We start from the raw sequence: 19,707 nt of genomic DNA, 5'->3' as shown, positions 1-19,707 counted from the left end.
GCCCCCGGTACTCCCGGGGGCGGCGGCCTTCTCGCGTACCCGGCCCACCCGGGCCGTGGAGGGCCCCGGTGCGCCCTGCGACGCCGCACGGGCCGCCGGGGACAGGCCGGGGCCACGGACGCCCGCAAGGCGCCGCAACGAGCCACAGCGGCCTCGGGAGTCACAGGGGCGTGGCCCGGCAGCCGACCCACGGAAAAGGGCGGCACCCCCGAAATCCGGGGGCGCCGCCCTTCACACACGAGCCGTACAAGCCGTGCAGGCCCGCGCGGGGCCTGCACGGTCCTACTGGTGCTGCTTGACCGACTTCTCGACGGGCTCGGTCTCCTTGGCCTCGACCGGCTTGCGCAGCGCGATGTTCAGCTCGCGCAGGCGGGTCTCCTCCAGCACGGTGGGCGCGCCCATCATCAGGTCCTGCGCGTTGCCGTTGAGCGGGAAGGCGATCGTCTCGCGGATGTTCGGCTCGTCGGCGAGCAGCATCACGATGCGGTCGACACCGGGGGCGATGCCGCCGTGCGGCGGGGCGCCGAGACGGAACGCACGGAGCATGCCCGCGAACTCGCGCTCGACGGTCTCGGCCTCGTAACCGGCGATCTCGAAGGCCTTCAGCATGACCTCGGGCTCGTGGTTGCGGATGGCGCCGGAGGACAGCTCGATGCCGTTGCAGACGATGTCGTACTGCCAGGCCAGGATGTCCAGCGGGTCCTTCTCCTCCAGGTCCTTCATGCCGCCCTGGGGCATGGAGAACGGGTTGTGGGAGAAGTCGATCTTGCCGGTCTCCTCGTCCTTCTCGTACATCGGGAAGTCGACGATCCAGCAGAAGCGGAAGACGTTCTCCTCGAAGTGGCCCGCGCGCTTGGCCGCCTCGACGCGGACGCCGGACATGATCTTGGAGACCTCGTCGAACTCGCCCGCGCCGAAGAACACCGCGTGGCCGGCCGCGAGGCCGAGACGCTCGGTGAGGACCTTGACGTTCTCCTCGGTGAGGAACTTGGCGATCGGGCCGGTCAGCGCGCCGTCCTCGCCCACGCGGACCCAGGCCAGGCCCTTGGCGCCGAGCGAGATCGCGTACTCGCCGAGCCCGTCGAAGAACTTGCGGGGCTGCGCGGCGGTGTCCGGGACGGCCAGCGCACGCACGTGCTTGCCGGCGAACGCCTTGAACTCCGAGCCCTCGAACACGTCGGTGATGTCGACGAGTTCCAGCTTGGCGCGCAGGTCGGGCTTGTCGTTGCCGTACTTCAGCATCGACTCGCGGAACGGGATCCGCGGGAAGGGGGAGGTGACCTCGCGGCCGTTGCCGAACTCGGTGAAGAGCTCGGTCATCAGGCGCTCGATCGGCTGGAAGACGTCCTCCTGCTCGACGAAGGACATCTCGACGTCGAGCTGGTAGAACTCGCCCGGCGAACGGTCGGCGCGGGCGTCCTCGTCGCGGAAGCAGGGCGCGATCTGGAAGTACCGGTCGAAGCCGGAGATCATCAGCAGCTGCTTGAACTGCTGCGGCGCCTGCGGCAGGGCGTAGAACTTGCCCGGGTTGAGGCGGGACGGCACGACGAAGTCACGGGCGCCCTCGGGGGAGGTCGCGGTGAGGATCGGAGTCGCCATCTCGTTGAAGCCGAGGGCCACCATCTTCGAGCGGATGGAGGCGATGACGGCCGAGCGCAGCATGATGTTGCGGTGCATGCGCTCGCGGCGCAGGTCGAGGAAGCGGTACTCCAGGCGTCGCTCCTCGTTCACCCCGTCGTCGGTGTTGATGGTGAAGGGCAGCGGGGCGGACGCGCCGAGCACCTCGACCTCGGAGACCTCGATCTCGATGTCGCCGGTGGGCAGCTCCGGGTTCACGTTGTCCGCGCCGCGGGAGAGGACCTTGCCGTCGATGCGGACGACGGTCTCCTTGGAGACGCTGCTCAGGGCCTCGTTCGCGGCGGTGCCGGGACGGGCCACGAGCTGCGTGATGCCGTAGTGGTCACGGAGATCGATGAAGAGGATGCCGCCCAGGTCTCGACGGTTGTGCAGCCAGCCGCTCAGCCTGACGTCGGCGTTGACGTCGGAGGCTCGGAGCTCGCCGCACGTGTGGGACCTGTACCGATGCATCAGTCATCCAGTTCTTCGCGATACCAGGGTGGATTCAACCGTCCCCAGGTTACCGTCCGGGCCCCGGCTGCGCGGGCGGGGCCGGGGCGGCCCGGTCCGGCGGCCGTGTGGCCGCTCGTGGCGGGGGCTCGCGGGCGGGCCCCGGGCGCGACCTGGGAGGGGGTGCGGGGGACGGGCGGGAAGCGGGTCCGGGGGCCGTGAACAGGCACGCCCGGATCATCACCTGTAAAGATGACCGAGTGCGTACCGAGGATGTCCTGGCCGCGATCGCGACCGGCCTGTGGCGATGGGACAACGGGTCCGGGACCGTCACGCTCGACGGCGAGGCCGCCCGGCTGCTCGGGCTGCCCCCGGAGCACGTGGTCCTGCCGGAGGTCGCCGTACGGTCCCGGTTCCACCCGGTGGACTGGAACGAGATCAACGGCATCGTGAACCTGGCCGTCGCCGAGGGCACCCTCGCCGAGGCCCGGCTGCGGATCATGGACGAGGACGGGCGGGTGCTGCGCACCGTGCGCAGCCGCTCCAAGCCCGTGGAGAACCGCGCCCCGGACGGCCGTGTGGACTACGAGCTGATCGGCACCATCCAGGAGATCGCCGAGCCGCAGCCCGGCACCACCGCCGTGCACACCCCGATCACCGGGGACTGGCGGCGCTCCCGCGAGGCGTTCCTGCTGGACGCGGGCCGGGCGCTGGCCGAGGCGCGGTCCACGGCGGAGGTGCTGCGGGTGGCGGCGTCACTGTCCATGCCCGGGTTCAGTCCCGACGGGCTGGCCGTGTTCGGTGTGGCCGGCGACCGGCTGTCGATCATCGGGCACCACGGGCACGGTCCGGGGGCCGAGGGTCCCTTCGCGGAGATGCAGCTGGACACGGACTATCCGGCGGCGGAGGTCGTGCGCACCGGACGGGCGATCTACCTGCCGTCCCCGGAGGACTACAAGCTCCGCTTCCCGGCGACCTGGCCCCTGGCCCGGCACTTCGGCCGGATCTCCTGGGCCTTCCTCCCGCTGATCGTGGCGGGGCGGACCATGGGCGCCTGGATGGCCGCGTTCAAGCACCCGGTGTCCTTCTCGCCGGACGAGCGGTCGGTGCTGACGACGGTGGCCCGGATGCTGGCCCAGGCCCTCCAGCGGGCGGGCGTGGCGGAATCCGAGCGGGAGCTGACGAGCGGCCTCCAGCGGTCGATGATGCCGCAGCTCGGCCCGGAGATCCCGGGCATGACCCTCGCCGCCCGGTACGTCCCGACCGGCGGCGGGCTCCAGGTCGGCGGCGACTGGTACGACATGATCCCGCTGCCGTCGGGCCGGTTCGCCCTGGTCATCGGGGACGTGCAGGGCCACGACGTACGGGCCGCCGGGCTGATGGGCCAGCTGCGGATCGCCGTGCGGGCGTACGCCTCCGAGGGCCACCGACCGGACGCGGTGCTCTCGCGGGCCTCCCGGTTCCTCGCCGGGCTGTGCTCCACCCAGGACACGGCCGACTCGGCGTCCTACGACGACACCGACTTCCTCAGCCCACGCTTCGCGACCTGCCTGTACGTGGAGTGCGACCCGCGGACGGGAACGCTGGAGGTGGCGCGGGCCGGCCACCCCGAGCCCGCGGTCCGGATGACGGACGGCACCGTGCTGATGCGGTCCACGGCCGGCGGGCTGCCGCTCGGCATCGTCCCGGACACCGACTACCCGACGACCCGGTTCACCCTCGAACCCGGCGAGACGATGATGCTGTGCACCGACGGGCTCATCGAGACCGGCGGCCACGACCTGGACACGGGCTGGGCCCGGCTACGGGCCATCCTGGAGACCGAGGCCCCGGACGGCGGGACCCTCGACGGCGACATGGCGGCCGGGCACCTGGAGAAGCTGGCCGATCTGCTGGTGCAGGCCGTGCACGGGCCGTCCTCGCACCACACCACCGGCCCGCTGGCCGATCGGCGCGAGGACGACATAGCCGTGGTCCTGCTGTGCCGCGAGGGCGCGGGCTGTGGCTGCGGCACCCCGCAGACCCACCCGGCGCCGCCGTCGCGCCGCACCCTGCTGACCGTGGCGCAGGCGGAGCCGGCCCGGATCGCGGGAGCCCGCCGGCAGATCCGGGAGCTGCTGCACGACTGGGCGGACTCCGAACAGGTCGACTCGGCGGTGCTGATGGTCTCCGAGATGGTGACGAACGTACTGGTGCACACGGACGGCGACGCGGTGCTGGTCGCGGACGCGGTGGGCGAGCCCGGAACCCGGCGGCTGCGCGTGGAGGTGGCCGACTCCAGCGACGAACTGCCCCACAAGCGGCACCCGGGCGAGATGGCGTCGAGCGGACGCGGTGTGCTGCTGATGGAGATGCTCGCCGACGCGTGGGGCGTCGACCCGCGCGGTGAGGGCAAGTCGATCTGGTTCGAACTGCGCGAACAGTCCAAACCCGCCCCGGACGCGAACCCCGGCGCGGACACGGCCCCCGACCCCGACGCGAACACGGTCTCCCCGCCCCGACCGTGAGCGCCCGGACGGGACATCCTGCCCGGGCCCGGGCGTGGTTGGATGCAGCGGTGTCGACTCCCCTGCTCCCCGAGCCCGTCCGGCGGCTGGCCGCCTGGTGCGCCGTCTTCCTGCTCGTCGCCGGCGTCGTCGCGGTGATCGTCTGGTTGTGCGCCACCTTCCGGACCGCCGTGACGCCCGCGCTGCTCGCCCTGCTCGGGACGGCCCTGCTCGGACCGATGCACCGGCGGCTCATCCGCATGAAGGTCAACCGGTCGCTCGCCGCCGCGCTGACGTGCCTCGCGGTGGTGGCGTTCGTCGGCGGGGTCTCGTACGCCGTCTCCCTCGCGCTGATCGACACCGGCGACCAGATCGCCGCCTCGCTGCGACGCGCCGGCGAGGACCTCGCCCGTCATCTGGGCGCGGCCGGCACGTCGTTGGAGGACATGGCGGAGAACGCCAAGGGGCTGCTGGCCAAGTTCGGCGGCACGGCCGCCTCCGGGGTGATCGCCGGCATAAGCGTCGTCGGCGAGGTCATCGGCACCTCGATCCTCGCGCTCCTGCTGATCTTCTTCTTCCTGCGGGACTCCGACCGCGCCGCCGGCGCCCTGCGTTCGCTGGGGCCGCGCGCGGCCGGCGACATCGTGGAGGCGATGGCCCGACGGGCCTTCGAGGCCGTCGAGGGGTTCATGCGCGGGACCACCTTCATCGCCCTGATCGACGCCGCCTGCATCACGATCGGCCTGCTGATCCTGCGCGTGCCCGGCGCGTTCGGTCTGGGCGCGCTGGTCTTCGTCGGCGCCTACATCCCGTACCTCGGCGCCTTCCTCTCGGGCGCCATCGCCGTGCTCGTCGCCCTCGCCGACCGGGGGTGGGTGATCGGCCTGTGGGTGCTCGGCGTGGTGCTCGCCGTCCAGGTGTTGGAGGGGCACGTGCTCCAGCCGGTGATCCAGAGCCGTACCGTCCAGATGCACCCGGCGGTGGTCATGCTGGCCATCACCGCCGGCGCCGGCGTGGCCGGGATCCTCGGGATGCTCCTCGCCGTCCCCCTCACCGCCGCCGCCTTCGGCGTCGCGTCGGAACTCCGCACCCGCTACGAAACCCCACCCGCCCCGCACCCCGACACGCCCCCGGCCTGAGCCCGCCGGCCCGGCGCCCGCCGGTACCGCACGCGACGAAGGCGCCGCCCGGGATCCGGGGGCGCCTTCGTCGTGGGGTGACCGCGTGGGGCGGTCGGTCAGCGGGTGCGCGCCGTCGTGGGGACGGTGCCCAGGCGGCCGGCCTGGAAGTCGTCGAACGCCTGCTGGAGTTCGTGCTTGCTGTTCATGACGAACGGGCCGTAGTGCGCCATCGGCTCACGGATCGGGCGACCGCCGAGCAGGACGACCTCCAGGTCCGGGGCGTTGGAGTCCTGGGACTCGTCCGCGCGGACGGTCAGGGAACCGCCCTCGCCGAACACCGCCGTCTGGCCCTTGTGGATCGGCCGGCGGTCCTGGCCGACCGAACCGCGCCCGGCCAGGACGTAGGCGAGGGCGTTGAAGTCCTCGCGCCACGGCAGGGTGATCTGGGCGCCCGGGGTGATGGTCGCGTGGATCATCGTGATCGGGGTGTGGGTGATGCCGGGGCCCTCGTGGCCGTCCAGTTCACCGGCGATCACGCGGAGCAGCGAGCCGCCGTCCGGGGTGGACAGCAACTGCACCTGGCCGCCGCCGATGTCCTGGTAGCGCGGGGGCATCATCTTGTCGGTGGCCGGGAGGTTCACCCACAGCTGGAGACCGTGGAAGAGCCCGCCCGAGACGACGAGGGACTCCGGCGGTGCCTCGATGTGCAGGAGGCCCGAACCGGCGGTCATCCACTGGGTGTCGCCCCCGTTGATGACTCCGCCGCCGCCGTTGCTGTCCTGGTGGACGAAGGTTCCGTCGATCAGGTAGGTGACGGTCTCGAAGCCGCGGTGGGGGTGCCAGGGGGTGCCCTTCGGCTCGCCCGGCGCGTACTCCACCTCGCCCATCTGGTCCATCATGATGAACGGGTCGAGGTACTGGTAGTTGATCCCGGCGAACGCGCGGCGCACCGGGAACCCCTCGCCCTCGAAACCACCCGGGGCGGTCGTGACGGCCAGCACCTTGCGGGCGGCGGTCTCCTGGGCGGGCTCCGCGACGCGGGGGAGCGTCAACGGGTTCTCCACAGTCACTGCAGGCATGGTCGGAACCTCCTTCTGACGTCGAGTTTAGTTGAAACTCGAACTTTCTGCCACACCCCGCAGAACAGCGCGCCGCCCGATGTCATTCCCGCGTCAACCCCGAGCCCCTGACCTGAGTCTTTCCACCGGCAGAGGACGAGGACCGACCGAGGGGGCACCACGTGGACGACATCGACCGGAACGGCAGCCGGCCCGCCGAGCACGCCGGGCACGACGGGCACGCCGAGAACTCCGGCAGCGCCGAACGCGACAAGCCCGACGAGCACGACCAGCACGACCAGCCCGATCGGCGCGACGAGCCCGACGAACGCCGCTCACCGGTGCTCTCCGCGCTCCTGTGGTCCCTCGTCACCGCGGCCTGCCTGTTCGGCGCCGGCTACGCCGCCTTCCGCTGGGCGTCGACCGGCATGCCGTTGTCGCCGCAGCCCGGCTCCCCGTGGGCGTACCTCGCCACCTGGAGCGCGTTCTGCTTCGTCGGCTGCCTGCTGCTCCGCTGGGCGGCGGTCACCGAGGGCGGCGAGGGCACGGGCTACGTGGTCCTGGTCGTCGCCTTCGCCGGCGTCCGGCAGAGCCTGGCCCACCGCCCGGACCTCGACCTGCTCTGGGCCTGGGCCGTACCCGCACTCCTGCTGGGCACCGCCGCCGCCCTGGCCTGGCGCCGCCGCTCCGCGCACCGCGCCTGAGCCCCGGCGGTGCCGGCCCGCCCCGGCGGTGCCGGGACGGGCCGATGCGAGGCGTGGGGAGGGCCGGACTAGCCGTACATCCGGCGCATCGCGAAGTCGACCATCTGCTCGACGGCCTTCGCGTCGAACACCATCCGGTGGTCACCCTCCATGTCGAGGACGAAGCCGTAGCCGGTCGGCAGCAGATCGATCACCTCGGCGCCGGTGATCACGAAGTACTTGGACTCCTTGCCGGCGTACTGGCGCAGCTCCTTGAGCGTGGTGAACATGGGGATCACCGGCTGCTGCGTGTTGTGCAGCGCCAGGAAGCCCGGGGTGTCACCGCGCGGACAGTAGACCTTCGAGGTCGCGAAGATCTGCTGGAAGTCCTCGGCGGACAGCGACCCGGTCGTGAAGGCCCGCACCGCGTCGGCGAGCGACGGCGGCGAGGGCTCGGGGTACAGCGGCGGCTGCTGCGCGTAGCCCTGCTGGGGCGGGGGCTGCTGCGCGTAGCCCTGCTGCTGGGCGCCCGGAGTCTGGTCGTAGCCGTACATGCGGCCCACCCTACCGAGCGCCCGACGCCGTACCCGCCGGTACCGGCCACCACCCTCAGCCGGACAGGTCCCCGGCCTTCAGCGCCCGCACGAACGGAACCCACGCGGCGGCGGTGACGATCACGGCGGGGCCGTGCCGACGCTTGGAGTCCCGGACCGGCACGAGACCGGTGACGCCGTCGGCGACTTCGACGCAGTCGCCGCCGTCACCGTTGCTGTAGCTGCTCTTGCGCCAGACGGCGGCGCGGAGGAACCCTTCTGCGATCTCCACGCAGTTGCCGCCGTCGCCGTTGCTGTAACTGCTCTTGCGCCAGACGGCGCTGTCCAGGTCAGTCTGCGTGATTGCCATTGCGGAGTTCCTCAGCCGTGGATTCGATCATGGCAAGAGACGCCTCCGATGACAGCGCGGCGGCCCTGAGGCGATCGTAAGCCTTGGCGTACTGCCTCACGAGGGCCGGATCGTCAATGAGTTGACCGTGATACGGGCCCTCCGTGTAGACGACCGGCGGCTGGTCGTCGAACTCCATGAGCGTGACCGGGAGCATGCCCAGGAGGGACACGGCCCCGTTCCACGGAAGCACCTGTGGAACGATCCGGCGGCGCCTGGCCAGGGTGGCGATCAGATCCAACTGCTCGGCCATCCCGGCGGGAGGAAGCATCGTGTGCCGCAGCAGGGACTCGTGCAGGATCACCCAGTACTCGGGCCGCTGCGGCGCCTCGAACAGCCGGCTTCGTTCCATGCGCTGCCGCACCTTCGCCTCCACCTGCTCAGGCAGTTCCAGCGGATGCGTCGCGTAGACGGTCGCCTGCGCGTACGCCTCGGTCTGCAAGAGCCCGGGGATGACCGCGTTGGCCCACCCCTCGATCGTTCGTGCCCGCGTCTCCGACTCCGCGACCGGAGCGAAGTACGACGCGTGCGCGCCCTGCCGGGCCTTGCGCGCGTCCTCACAGCACCGCTCGAAGAAGCCGTCCGTGCGCAGCACCCGGTCCACGTGCCGTGCCAGATCCAATGGCATGCGCCGCTGGGCCCGTTCGATCTCACTGAGGTAGCTCACCCCGTAGAAGCTGCCCTCCACGGTCTCCTGGAGCGTCAGCCCGGCTCGTTCCCGCTGCCAGCGCAACTCCTTCCCGTAGAAGGCCGGAACGCTGGCCGAGCCGTCAATGTCCTTGCGTGCGGCCATCGTCGGAGCCCGCCTTTCACACCTCGCGCCGTGGAGCCGGAAACCCTTCCCACGGTACGCACCGCGACCCCACTCTGTGAGGGCTTCGTCACACTCCGCACAGGAACGGATGCCCCCCATGAGCGACCACGTCGGCGACCGCCTCGCCATCGAGGCACTGACCGAACTCCGCAGTGCGCTGACCGCGCACGGGATCACGCTCCCCTCGCTCGACCTGCACCTTCCCTCCTACGCCGCGACCCACCGCACGTCGACCCTGCTCGCCCTCGGGTCGTGCAACCCGGCCACCGCCCGCACCCTCGCCGCCGCACTGAACCGGGCCCCGCGCCGGTGAGGCCATTCCGTGCCGGGGTGCTCGCGCTGCCGCAGGAGCTGTCGGCGTTGCGCCGGGCCGTGCGGGCGCACGTGGACGCGCCCTGCCACGACCTCCAGCTCTGCGTGAGCGAGCTGGTCGGGAACGTGATCGTGCACGTCGGAGAGGGCACTCCCGTGACCCTCGCCATCACCCGCACGGCCGACGGCCGCACCCGGGTGGAGGTCAGCGACCCCGACCCCCGCCTGTGGCCCGTCCTGCGCCGGGCGACGGACGAGGACGAGGGCGGTCGGGGCCTGGCCGTGCTCGACGCCGTCGCCGCCCGCTGGGGCGTGCGCCCCGGCCCGTACAGCGGCAAGACCGTCTGGGCGGAACTCCCGCCCCCGTAGCCCGCCGCCCCGCACACCACCCCCACACACCACGCCCGGGACCGCCCCGGAACCACCTCCAGGCCCGCAATCCCGGCCCCGCACGGGTCTGGGCTTCCGGCGGCACTCCAGTCACTCTGGCTTGATGCTGGTCACAGTCACCGGTAAGGGGTTGCTTGTTATTACCGACGGGTAGCATCATGACGTTACCGATTGGTATGTACGAGGAACCTGTCTCCCCGAGCCTTAACGGAGCCGTCGCCATGGGGCACTACAAGTCGAATCTCCGCGACATCGAGTTCAACCTCTTCGAGGTGCTCGGCCGCGACAAGCTGTACGGCACCGGCCCGTTCGGTGAGATGGACACCGAGACCGCCAAGACCATCCTGAGCGAGATGACCCGGCTCTCCGAGAACGAGCTGGCCGCCTCCTTCGAGGACGCCGACCGCAACCCGCCGGTCTTCGACCCGACCACGAACACCGCGCCCGTCCCGGCGTCCTTCAAGAAGAGCTACAAGGCCTTCATGGACTCCGAGTACTGGCGCCTGGGCCTGCCCGAGGAGATCGGCGGCACCACCTCGCCCCGCTCGCTCATCTGGGCCTTCGCCGAGACGATCCTGGGCGCGAACCCGGCCGTGTGGATGTACTCCTCCGGCCCGGCGTTCGCCGGCATCCTCTACGAAGAGGGCAACGAGGCGCAGAAGAAGGTCGCGGAGATCGCGGTCGAGAAGCGCTGGGGCTCCACCATGGTCCTCACCGAGCCGGACGCCGGCTCGGACGTCGGCGCCGGCCGCACCAAGGCCGTGCAGCAGGACGACGGCTCCTGGCACATCGAGGGCGTCAAGCGCTTCATCACCTCCGGTGAGCACGACATGGAGGAGAACATCCTCCACTACGTCCTCGCCCGCCCCGAGGGCCACGGCCCGGGCACCAAGGGCCTGTCGCTCTTCCTCGTCCCGAAGTTCCACTTCGACTGGGAGACCGGCGAGCTGGGCGAGCGCAACGGCGTCTACGCGACGAACGTCGAGCACAAGATGGGCCTCAAGGCGTCCAACACGTGCGAGATGACCTTCGGCGACCAGCACCCCGCCAAGGGCTGGCTGATCGGTGACAAGCACGACGGCATCCGCCAGATGTTCATGATCATCGAGTTCGCCCGCATGATGGTCGGCACGAAGGCCATCGCGACGCTCTCCACCGGCTACCTGAACGCCCTGGAGTACGCCAAGGAGCGCGTGCAGGGTCCGGACCTGGCCAACTTCATGGACAAGACGGCCCCCAAGGTCACCATCACGCACCACCCCGACGTGCGCCGCTCGCTCATGACGCAGAAGGCGTACGCCGAGGGCATGCGCGCCCTCGTGCTGTACACCGCCTCCGTCCAGGACGAGATCCAGGTCAAGCAGGCCGCGGGCGAGGACGCCTCCGCGCTCATCGGCCTGAACGACCTGCTCCTGCCGATCGTGAAGGGCTACGGCTCGGAGAAGTCGTACGAGCAGCTCGCGCAGTCGCTCCAGACCTTCGGTGGCTCCGGCTACCTCCAGGAATACCCGATCGAGCAGTACATCCGGGACGCCAAGATCGACACCCTCTACGAGGGCACCACGGCGATCCAGGGCCAGGACTTCTTCTTCCGGAAGATCGTGCGCGACCAGGGCGCCTCCCTGAACGTGCTCTCCGAGACGATCAAGAAGTTCCTCGCCGAGGCCGTCGGCGGCGACGACCTCGCCCCGGCCCGCGACGCGCTCGCCAAGGCCGCCGTGGACCTGGAGGCCATCGTCGGCCAGATGATCGTGGACCTCACCGCCACCGGCGAGGACGTCAAGAACATCTACAAGGTCGGCCAGAACACCACCCGCCTGCTGATGGCCTCCGGTGACGTGGTCGTCGGATACCTGCTGCTCAAGGGCGCGGCCGTGGCCGCCGAGAAGCTGGCGACGGCCTCCGCGAAGGACGTCCCCTTCTACACCGGCAAGATCGCCGCCGCGAAGTTCTTCGCCGCGGAGGTCCTCCCCGGCGTCTCGGTCCAGCGCGCGCTGGCCGAGTCGGTGGACAACACCCTCATGGAGCTCGACGAGGCCGCCTTCTAGGTCCTGTCGGCAAAGCCTCGGAGGCACCTCACGGCTGTACGCGGTGTACGTACGCCGGCAAGGGCCGGATCCCGTCACGGGGTCCGGCCCGCGCCGTTTCCACGGGGCCGTTCTTCCGTTGTCGGTCGTTCATGGGACGCTCGTAGGCATGAGCCCACAGGATCAGCACGGCAGCAGGGGGTACTCCGTCCCCACCGGGCGGCCGTACGCCCTCAAGGAGCTGCAGGCGACCCTGGGCAGCCTCGGCGACCACATGCGGGAGCTGTACGACGGCGCCCACCCCGCCGAGTACGACGGCGTCGCCGACGCCCTCTACATCGCCTTCCAGACCGCGTCCGGGCTGGCGCCCGCCAAGAGCTACACCGGCTGTTCCGAGCATCCCAACGGCGCCCTCGACCCCGAGGCCCCCGACGGCTGGGGCCGCTGCCTGATCTGCAACGACCGGCGGCGCCTCGGACTGCGCGGCCAGGGCGGCCGGCCCGCCGGCGCGGCACCCGCCGCCGGGGAACAGCGACGGCTCGGCTATCCCGTGCCGGACCCCCCGTACACCCACGACGCGCTGCGCGCCTTCCTCCGCACGATCGAGGACCGGCGCTTCCACCTGGGTCTCTCCTCCCCGCCGGAGGAGTTCGTGCGGATGGCGGACGACCTGCACCGCGCCTTCATCGTGGCCCGGGAACTGTCCCGGCCGCGGAACGCCTCGGGGTGCTCCGAGCACCCCGGTGCGCCGATCGACCCCGACGCCCCGCCGGGTGAGGCCTGTATCTTCTGCGCCGGACGCAGAAGACGCGCGCAGCGACCGGCGCAAACCCCCGAGATGCTCCCGCGCATCCGCCGGGGCGAGCGTCGGCAGTTGCAGCGCAGATTCGAGCGTCCGCCGGGCTGAGGACGACGGGATCGCGGACCACACATCCCGCGCCGCCCCGACCCCCCTTGCCATCCGCCGCAGCCCGGCCAAGGCGAACACGACCGTCGTTAAGGTGAACCACATGAGCTCTCCCACCCGCTTCGATCGCGGCCACACCGACGATCTGATGACCTTCCTGACGGCGAGTCCGTCGCCGTACCACGCCGTGGCCAACGCCGCGGCGCGGTTGGAGGAGGCAGGGTTTCGGCAGGTGTCGGAAACGGACGCCTGGGACGCGGGCTCGGGAGGCAGGTTCGTGCTCCGCGGCGGCGCGATCGTCGCCTGGTACGTGCCGGAGGGTGCCGCCGCGCACACCCCGTTCCGCATCGTCGGCGCACACACCGACTCCCCCAACCTGCGGGTCAAGCCGGTCCCCGACATGAGCTCCCAGGGGTGGCGTCAGATCGCCGTCGAGGTCTACGGCGGCCCGCTGCTCAACACCTGGCTGGACCGGGACCTCGGCCTGGCCGGGCGGCTGACGCTGCGCGACGGCACCGAGCGCCTGGTGAACGTGGACCGCGCGCTGCTGCGCGTGCCGCAACTGGCCGTGCACATGGACCGGTCGGTGAACGTCGACGGCCTCAAACTGGACAAGCAGCGCCACATGCAGCCGATCTGGGGTCTGGGCGAGGTCCGGGAGGGCGATCTGATCGCGTTCCTGGAGGAGGAAGAGGGCCTGCCGCAGGGCTCGGTGGCGGGCTGGGACCTGATGGTCCACTCCATCGAGGCGCCCTCGTACCTGGGCCGCGACCGCGAACTGCTCGCCGGACCGCGCATGGACAACCTGATCTCGGTCCACGCGGGCGTCGCGGCGCTGGCGGCGGCGGCGCGCTCGGACAGGCCCCTGGACCACATCCCGGTCCTGGCCGCGTTCGACCACGAGGAGAGCGGTTCGCAGTCGGACACCGGCGCGGACGGCCCGCTCCTGGGCAACGTGATGGAACGTTCTGTCTTCGCGCGCGGAGGCACGTTCGAGGACCGGGCGCGGGCCTTCGCCGGCACCGTCTGTCTGTCCTCGGACACCGGGCACGCCGTGCACCCCAACTACGCGGAGCGGCACGACCCGACGCACCACCCGCGCGCCAACGGCGGACCGATCCTGAAGGTGAACGTCAACCAGCGGTACGCGACGGACGGCAGCGGACGGGCGGTCTTCGCGAACGCCTGCGAGCGGGCCGGGGTGCCGTGGCAGACCTTCGTCTCCAACAACTCCATTCCCTGCGGCACGACGATCGGCCCGATCACGGCCGCCCGGCACGGCATCCAGACCGTGGACATCGGCGTGGCGATCCTGTCGATGCACAGCGCCCGTGAACTGTGCGGCGCGGACGACCCGTTCCTGCTGGCCAACGCTCTGGTGGCGTTCCTGGAGGGCTGACCGCCCACGCTCCACGACCCCGTCCCGGACCCGTCCGGGGCGGGGTTCTTTCCGTGCACCAAGATCCTAGAAGGGCTAGGTTGAAACCTAGAAGCCCTAGGAAAGGTTGCGGCACCATGCACGTCCACACGCTCAAGGTCCCCGGCGCCACCCTCCGTTACGAGACCCGCGGCTCCGGGCCCGCCCTGCTGCTCCTGCCCGGGGGCGGCGCCGACGCCGCCGTGTGGGACCCCCTCGCCGACACCCTCGCCGACCACTTCACGGTCGTGGCCTGCGACCCGCGCGGCACCACGCGCAGCCCGCTCGACGGACCGCCCGCGGACCAGAGCCCGGCCGAACAGGCCGACGACGCGGCGCTGTTGCTGGCGGCGGTCACCGACGAACCGGCGTACGTCCTCGGCATCAGCGCCGGCGCGATCGTCGCGGTGGACCTGCTCCAGCGTCACCCGGCGCTGGTACGACGGGTGGTGGCGCACGAGCCGCCGCTGGTGGAGCTGCTGCCGGACGCCGCGGAGCAGCGGAGCTTCTTCGCCTCGGTGGTGGAGGCCCACCGCGAGCGCGGCGTCGAGGCCGCGATGGCCGTGATGGCGGCGGGCACGGGCGGCGGCGACGCCGGGGGCGGTACGCGCGGCGACGCCGCCGGGAGCGAGCGCCGCGCCCCCGCCGCGCACACCCCGCCGCCGCCGGAGGTGTTCCGGCGGATGTCGGCGAACGCGCCGTTCTTCCTCGAACACCAACTGCGCCAGTTCACCGGGCACCTGCCCGACCTCGACGCGTTGGCCCCGTACGCCGACCGGCTGGTGCCGGCGGCCGGCGAGGAGTCGCGCGGGCTGCTCCTGCGACGCCCGGCCGAGGCGCTGGCGCGCCGACTCGGCGCCGGGCTCGCCGAGTTCCCCGGCGGACACGTCGGCTGCGTCGAGCGGCCGGCCGCGTTCGCGGACCGGCTGCTCGACGTCCTGCTGAAGTCCTGACTGCTGAAGTCCTGACCGTCCCAAGGGGGCCCGGGCCGTGGATCAGTCGTCCATCCCCGCGAGGACGAGCGGCAGGCGGTCCGCGCCGCCGGCGGTGACCTTCACCGGCACGCCCCAGTCCTGCTGGTGGACGTGGCAGGCCGGGTACTCGTTGGCCGGGTCGTCGTCGCAGGACGCCGCCATCGCCGAGACGTGCAGCACGCCCTCGGTGACGTCCGGGTTCCACTCCAGCTCGCGGAACAGGTCACTGCCCGGGCCCTCGCCCGCCGCCAGCAGTTCCGGCGGGGTCGAGGAGACCAGCAGCCGGGTCGAGGGGCCGTAGCGGGTGTCGAGCTTCTGCCCGCTCGGCGCCTGGAACACCACGTCGAGGCGCAGCCGTCCGGGGGCCACCTCGGTCGCCGCCCGCTGCGTGCGGTGCGCGACCGCGTCGACCCGTACCGCCTCCTCCGGCAGACGCAGCCGGGTCAGCCGGTGCCGCGCCGACTCGACGACCACGATGTCCGTGCCGACCAGCACGGCGTCACTGGGCTCGCGCAGGTCGGTCGCCAGCGTGGTGACCTCGCCCGTCGCCGGGTCGTAGCGGCGCAGGGCGTGGTTGTACGTGTCGCAGATCGCGACCGAGCCGTCGGGCAGCGCGGTCACCCCGAGCGGGTGCTGGAGCAGCGCCTGCCCGGCGGGGCCGTCGCGGTGACCGAAGTCGAAGAGGCCGGTGCCGACGGCGGAGGTGATCGCGTAGCCGGTGTCGGTGCGGTGGACGTAACGCACCGCGCTGGTCTCGGAGTCCGCGATCCACAGCCGGTCCTCGGTGGCCGCGAGCCCGGAGGGCTGCGCGAACCAGGCCTCGGCGGCAGGCCCGTCCACCAGCCCCTCGTTGGTGGTGCCGGCGGCGAGCTCGACGGTGTCGGACTCCGGGTCCCAGGTCCACAGCTGGTGGACGCCGGCCATCGCGATCCACACCTTGCCCTGCCACCAGGCCACGTCCCACGGCGAAGACAGGTCCACCTTCAGGGCGGGACCGGAGGTGGGCGAACCCTGCCACCACTGCCGGCCGGTCCCGGCGACGGTCTCGACGACCCCGCTCTCGGGATCGAAGGTCCGCAGCGCGTGATTGACCGTGTCCGCGACGACCACCCGGCCGTCGGGCAGCAGCGCGAGACCCTGCGGCTCGCTGAAGGCGTCCGGCCCGAAGCCGCGCGCCCCACCGCCGACGCGCCGTACGACGCTCTCCCCGTCCGGGGCCAGCTCCACGAGCTGGTGCCGGGTCGAGTCGGACACCAGAAGGTTCCCGGAGGGCAGCACGAGCGCCTTCCCGGGGAACCGCAGGTCGCTCGCCACGGGCTCGGGCGCCACGTACGGCCCGTCACCGCGCCGCAGGGTCCCCTTGCCCTCGTGCTCGGCCTCCAGCTCCTCGACCAGCCGCTCGATGGCGTGGGCGTGCCCCTCGCCGGCGTGCTGCGCGACGATGTACCCCTCGGGGTCGATCACGACGAGCGTGGGCCAGGCCCGGACGGCGTACTGCTTCCAGGTCGCCAGCTCGGGGTCGTCGAGCACGGGGTGGTGCACCCCGTAGCGCTCGACGGCGTCGACGACCGCGGTGTGCTCGGCCTCGTGCACGAACTTCGGCGAGTGCACACCGATGATCACCAGGGTGTCCCGGTGCTTCTCCTCCAGCTCCCGCAGCTCGTCGAGCACGTGCAGGCAGTTCACACAGCAGAAGGTCCAAAAATCCACGACAACGCACTTGCCTCGCAGGTCAGCGAGGGTGATCTCTTGACCTCCGGTGTTCAGCCAGCCGCCCTTGCCGATCAGCTCAGGAGCACGGACACGGGCACTGCGGCGGGGCGCGGGGGTGGCATCGTTCATGCTTCAAGCTTGCCATCCTGATATGAACGCCGGATCACACGCTTACGGCGGGGGAACGCCTCCGAGCTACACCCGCGCGGGTGACGACGGGGCGGGGCCTTGCGTGGCACGCTGGCCGCACGGCGAAGGAGGCATCCGGCATGACCACCGCGCACGACTACGGCCGGGGCATCGACCCCGAGCACGCGCTGAAGTACGCGATCCAGCACCAAAGAGGTGACCGAACGGAGATCGTCGAAGGGATCATCACGCAAGTGACACCGAGTTGGGACCACGAGAACGCCGCCGAAGAGATCCGTGATCAGATCAAACCGCGGGTCCGAGAACTCGGCTGCGTCACCGGTTCGGGCAATCTGGATCTGCCCGGCTCGCCCAATTGGTACGTCCCCGACATCGCCGTCGCACCCCGGGAACTGGCCAGGGGCGGAGACGCCCTCGTCCCCGACCAGACGCTCCTGATCGTCGAGGTGACCTCGGAGTCCAACGCGGAGACCGACCGCGTGGTCAAGCGCAAGCGGTACGCCGAGTACGGCGCGCCCCTGTACCTGCTGGTCGACCGGGTGGAGAAGACCGTCACCGTCTTCTCCGAGCCGGGTGGGCTCGGCTACACGCGGACCGACGGCCCCCACCCCTTCGGGACGCCGGTGCGGCTGCCGGAGCCGTTCGACCTCGAACTCGACACCACCGGGCTGTAGGGCCGCGCCGGGCAGGGGCCGCCTTCGGGGTCACGCCGAGGCGAGCAGGAGGCTCAGGCGGGGCAGGCGGGCGGCGGTCTGCGCGGTGTCGTCGAAGTCGAAGGACCAGTCCGGGTCCAGGGTCGGGTAGCTGATCGTGAAGGAGTCCGCCGGGAGCTCCCGGCCCGTGGCGAGCCCGTACGCGGTCCAGGCGATGGAGAGCGCCTCCTCGTCGCGCAGTTCCTCGCCCGCCGAGGCCGCCGCACGGACCTCCGGGTGGTCGGCCAGGGAGTCGGGGTCGGCCAGGGCCGCCGTGAAGGCCGCCTCGCCCTGGGTGAGGAGCCAGCCGCGGAAGTGGTCGAAGCCGTCGTCGGAGCAGCCACCGTTGATCAGGTACGCGGCGGCCCAGAGCGGGGCCCGGTAGGACTCCGCCAGCAGGTCCCACACCACCTGCTGGGCGGCGGCTATCCGGCCCTGCGGGTACCCGGCCAGGAGCTCCGACGCCCGCCGCGCCACCCCGTCGTCCCCCGCGTCCGCGCGGGCCGTCTCGATCAGCTTCCAGAAGGTCTGCTTGTCCATGGGAGGAGCCTGGCACCCGGGTCTGACAGCCGGTCGGACCTCAGTCGCCGGCTTCCGTGAAGGTCCTGAGCGAGGCCACGAGGGCCGTCACGAAGGACTCCCGGACCGACTCCGGGAGCAGGTCCAGGGACAGGTACGGGTTCAGGTCCTCCAGCTCGACCAGCAGCAGTTCCCCCGAGGGGGCGCGGCAGGCGTCCACGCGCTGGATGCCGTGCGCGAGGGTGTTCCACGCGACGAAGGACCGGGCGAAGTCCAGGTCCGCCGCGGTGGGCTCGTAGCGCTCCAACTCCCAGCGGCGGGCGGGGTCCGGTGCGTACAGGGCGTACTGGAAGGCGTCGTCGACGAAGTAGAAGGACACCTCGTACGCGAAGTCGACGCGCGGCTGGATCAGGAACTCGCCGGCGGGCACCCGGCCCGGGTCGGCGGTGAAGGTGAGCCCGATGGAGTCCGCGCCCTGCTTGGGCTTCACCGCGTACGAGGGAACCGACGGCAGCCGGTGCAGCAGCGCCGGGTCGTCGACGGTCGGGATCACCGGGAAGCCGGCCTCGGTCAGGTCGAGCAGGTACTGCTTGCCGGCCATGTCACCGCGGCCGGTCAGCGGGTTGTAGACCCGCGTCCCGGCGGCCGTCGCGGCGGCGCGGAAGGAGTCGTAGGCCTCCTGGTAGTGCAGGACCGGACCGCTGTTGCGGACCACGACGGCGTCGAAGCCGGGCATCAGCCGCTCCGCGTCGAGCGGATGGCACAGGGCGAGCGGGAAGTGCTCGCGGAGCCGGGAGGTGAGGAATATGTCCTCGTCGCAGTAGCGGCGGCCGCGCGCCGGGTACGCCAGGTCGGTCACGAAGAGCAGAGGCATGCACGCAACCTATCGCGGGCACGGATCAGGGCATGAAATACCTCGTACGGGACAAAGTGCTCGCCATCGGCGACGACTACTGGATCGAGGACGAGGAGGGCCGGCACGCCTTCCTCGTCGACGGGAAGGCCCTGCGGATGCGGGACACCCTGGAGCTGAAGGATCCGGACGGGCACATCCTGATCACGCTGCGGGAGAAGTGGTTCGCCTTCCGCGACGCGATGACCCTGGAGCGCGACGAGCGGCGCCTCGCCGTGATCCGGCGCAAGCGCCTCTCGCTGCTGCGCAACCACTACCGCGTCACGCTGGCCGAGGGCACCGAGGTCGACGTCAGTGGCCGGATCCTCGACCGCGAGTTCAAGGTCGAGTACGACGGGGAGCTGCTCGCGCTGATCTCCCGCCAGTGGTACCGGATCCGTGAGACGTACGCCGTCGACGTGGTCCGGGAGGACGCGGACGCGGCGCTGCTGATCGCCGTCGCGGTCTGCGTGATCCGGATGGCCGAGAAGGAACGGGACGAGGACGACTGACGGGACGGCCCGGACGACCGGACCGCCGGAC

The 19,707-nt window shown here is 71.4% G+C and carries 19 protein-coding genes; 11 read left to right on the top strand and 8 right to left on the bottom strand.

From position 1 onward, the window contains the following. Positions 1 to 282: 282 nt before the first annotated feature. Positions 283 to 2,088 (bottom strand): aspartate--tRNA ligase, encoded by a 1,806-nt coding sequence (gene aspS, locus OG906_RS18135; protein WP_267797382.1) that lies wholly within the window; start codon positions 2,086 to 2,088, stop codon positions 283 to 285. A 239-nt stretch (positions 2,089 to 2,327) separates the two neighbouring features. Between aspS and OG906_RS18130 the strand changes: the two genes are divergently transcribed. Together OG906_RS18130 and OG906_RS18125 are read left to right on the top strand one after the other, a co-directional pair. Beyond that, a complete protein-coding gene (locus OG906_RS18130; RefSeq protein WP_329444096.1) occupies positions 2,328 to 4,574 on the top strand; it encodes a SpoIIE family protein phosphatase in 2,247 nt (748 codons plus the stop codon). Positions 4,575 to 4,624: 50 nt separating this feature from the next. Further along, on the top strand, positions 4,625 to 5,692 hold the full coding sequence (locus OG906_RS18125) for an AI-2E family transporter (protein ID WP_329444094.1): 1,068 nt from the start codon (positions 4,625 to 4,627) through the stop codon (positions 5,690 to 5,692). Positions 5,693 to 5,790: 98 nt separating this feature from the next. Here OG906_RS18125 and OG906_RS18120 read toward each other — a convergent pair whose 3' ends face one another. Next, on the bottom strand, positions 5,791 to 6,753 hold the full coding sequence (locus OG906_RS18120) for a pirin family protein (protein WP_053675668.1): 963 nt from the start codon (positions 6,751 to 6,753) through the stop codon (positions 5,791 to 5,793). Between the two features lie 161 nt (positions 6,754 to 6,914). Between OG906_RS18120 and OG906_RS18115 the strand changes: the two genes are divergently transcribed. Next, a complete protein-coding gene (locus OG906_RS18115) occupies positions 6,915 to 7,436 on the top strand; it encodes a Yip1 family protein (protein WP_329444092.1) in 522 nt (173 codons plus the stop codon). A 68-nt stretch (positions 7,437 to 7,504) separates the two neighbouring features. Here OG906_RS18115 and OG906_RS18110 read toward each other — a convergent pair whose 3' ends face one another. Genes OG906_RS18110 through OG906_RS18100 form a run of 3 tightly spaced genes read right to left on the bottom strand, consistent with a single transcriptional unit; the run spans position 7,505 to position 9,150 of the window. Next, positions 7,505 to 7,969: an SseB family protein gene (locus OG906_RS18110; RefSeq protein WP_053675664.1), complete on the bottom strand. Its 465-nt coding sequence runs from the start codon at positions 7,967 to 7,969 to the stop codon at positions 7,505 to 7,507. 55 nt (positions 7,970 to 8,024) lie between these two features. Continuing rightward, a complete protein-coding gene (locus OG906_RS18105; protein ID WP_329444089.1) occupies positions 8,025 to 8,318 on the bottom strand; it encodes a DUF397 domain-containing protein in 294 nt (97 codons plus the stop codon). Beyond that, positions 8,299 to 9,150, bottom strand: coding sequence for a helix-turn-helix domain-containing protein (locus OG906_RS18100; protein WP_329444087.1), 852 nt, complete (start codon positions 9,148 to 9,150; stop codon positions 8,299 to 8,301). The genes OG906_RS18105 and OG906_RS18100 overlap by 20 nt, the downstream gene beginning before the upstream one ends. A 118-nt stretch (positions 9,151 to 9,268) precedes the next feature. On the opposite strand from OG906_RS18100, the gene OG906_RS18095 reads away from it, so the two are divergent. From OG906_RS18095 to OG906_RS18070, 6 genes are all read left to right on the top strand, one after another. After that, positions 9,269 to 9,484: a hypothetical protein gene (locus tag OG906_RS18095; RefSeq protein WP_329444085.1), complete on the top strand. Its 216-nt coding sequence runs from the start codon at positions 9,269 to 9,271 to the stop codon at positions 9,482 to 9,484. Positions 9,485 to 9,501: 17 nt separating this feature from the next. Further along, entirely contained in the window at positions 9,502 to 9,852 is a 351-nt protein-coding gene (locus OG906_RS18090; protein ID WP_329444083.1) for an ATP-binding protein, read from the top strand. A gap of 242 nt (positions 9,853 to 10,094) precedes the next feature. Beyond that, positions 10,095 to 11,921, top strand: a complete 1,827-nt coding sequence (locus OG906_RS18085) for an acyl-CoA dehydrogenase (RefSeq protein ID WP_329444081.1) — start codon at positions 10,095 to 10,097, stop codon at positions 11,919 to 11,921. Between the two features lie 148 nt (positions 11,922 to 12,069). Next, the gene (locus OG906_RS18080) at positions 12,070 to 12,807 is read left to right on the top strand and encodes a hypothetical protein (protein WP_267797393.1); all 738 of its coding nucleotides are present in this window, start codon (positions 12,070 to 12,072) and stop codon (positions 12,805 to 12,807) included. Positions 12,808 to 12,910: 103 nt separating this feature from the next. Continuing rightward, positions 12,911 to 14,206: a M18 family aminopeptidase gene (locus tag OG906_RS18075; protein ID WP_329444079.1), complete on the top strand. Its 1,296-nt coding sequence runs from the start codon at positions 12,911 to 12,913 to the stop codon at positions 14,204 to 14,206. 116 nt (positions 14,207 to 14,322) lie between these two features. After that, entirely contained in the window at positions 14,323 to 15,177 is an 855-nt protein-coding gene (locus tag OG906_RS18070; RefSeq protein WP_329444077.1) for an alpha/beta fold hydrolase, read from the top strand. 42 nt (positions 15,178 to 15,219) lie between these two features. Here OG906_RS18070 and OG906_RS18065 read toward each other — a convergent pair whose 3' ends face one another. Beyond that, complete coding sequence (locus OG906_RS18065; RefSeq protein WP_329444075.1) at positions 15,220 to 17,040, bottom strand: NHL domain-containing thioredoxin family protein; 1,821 nt, start codon at positions 17,038 to 17,040, stop codon at positions 15,220 to 15,222. 140 nt (positions 17,041 to 17,180) lie between these two features. On the opposite strand from OG906_RS18065, the gene OG906_RS18060 reads away from it, so the two are divergent. After that, the gene (locus OG906_RS18060; RefSeq protein WP_329444073.1) at positions 17,181 to 17,735 is read left to right on the top strand and encodes a Uma2 family endonuclease; all 555 of its coding nucleotides are present in this window, start codon (positions 17,181 to 17,183) and stop codon (positions 17,733 to 17,735) included. 30 nt (positions 17,736 to 17,765) lie between these two features. On the opposite strand, the gene OG906_RS18055 is transcribed toward OG906_RS18060, so the two are convergent. Beyond that, a complete protein-coding gene (locus OG906_RS18055) occupies positions 17,766 to 18,293 on the bottom strand; it encodes a DUF4240 domain-containing protein (protein WP_329444071.1) in 528 nt (175 codons plus the stop codon). A gap of 40 nt (positions 18,294 to 18,333) precedes the next feature. Continuing rightward, complete coding sequence (locus OG906_RS18050; protein WP_329444069.1) at positions 18,334 to 19,146, bottom strand: hypothetical protein; 813 nt, start codon at positions 19,144 to 19,146, stop codon at positions 18,334 to 18,336. Positions 19,147 to 19,178: 32 nt separating this feature from the next. On the opposite strand from OG906_RS18050, the gene OG906_RS18045 reads away from it, so the two are divergent. Further along, positions 19,179 to 19,676, top strand: a complete 498-nt coding sequence (locus OG906_RS18045; protein WP_329444067.1) for an LURP-one-related/scramblase family protein — start codon at positions 19,179 to 19,181, stop codon at positions 19,674 to 19,676. The last annotated feature ends 31 nt before the right edge of the window (positions 19,677 to 19,707 follow it).

This window comes from Streptomyces sp. NBC_01426 (genome assembly GCF_036231985.1).
Classification (GTDB): Bacteria; Actinomycetota; Actinomycetes; order Streptomycetales; family Streptomycetaceae; genus Streptomyces.
Note: the sequence above shows the minus strand (reverse complement) of the source record. Positions and strands in the feature narration are given on the sequence as shown.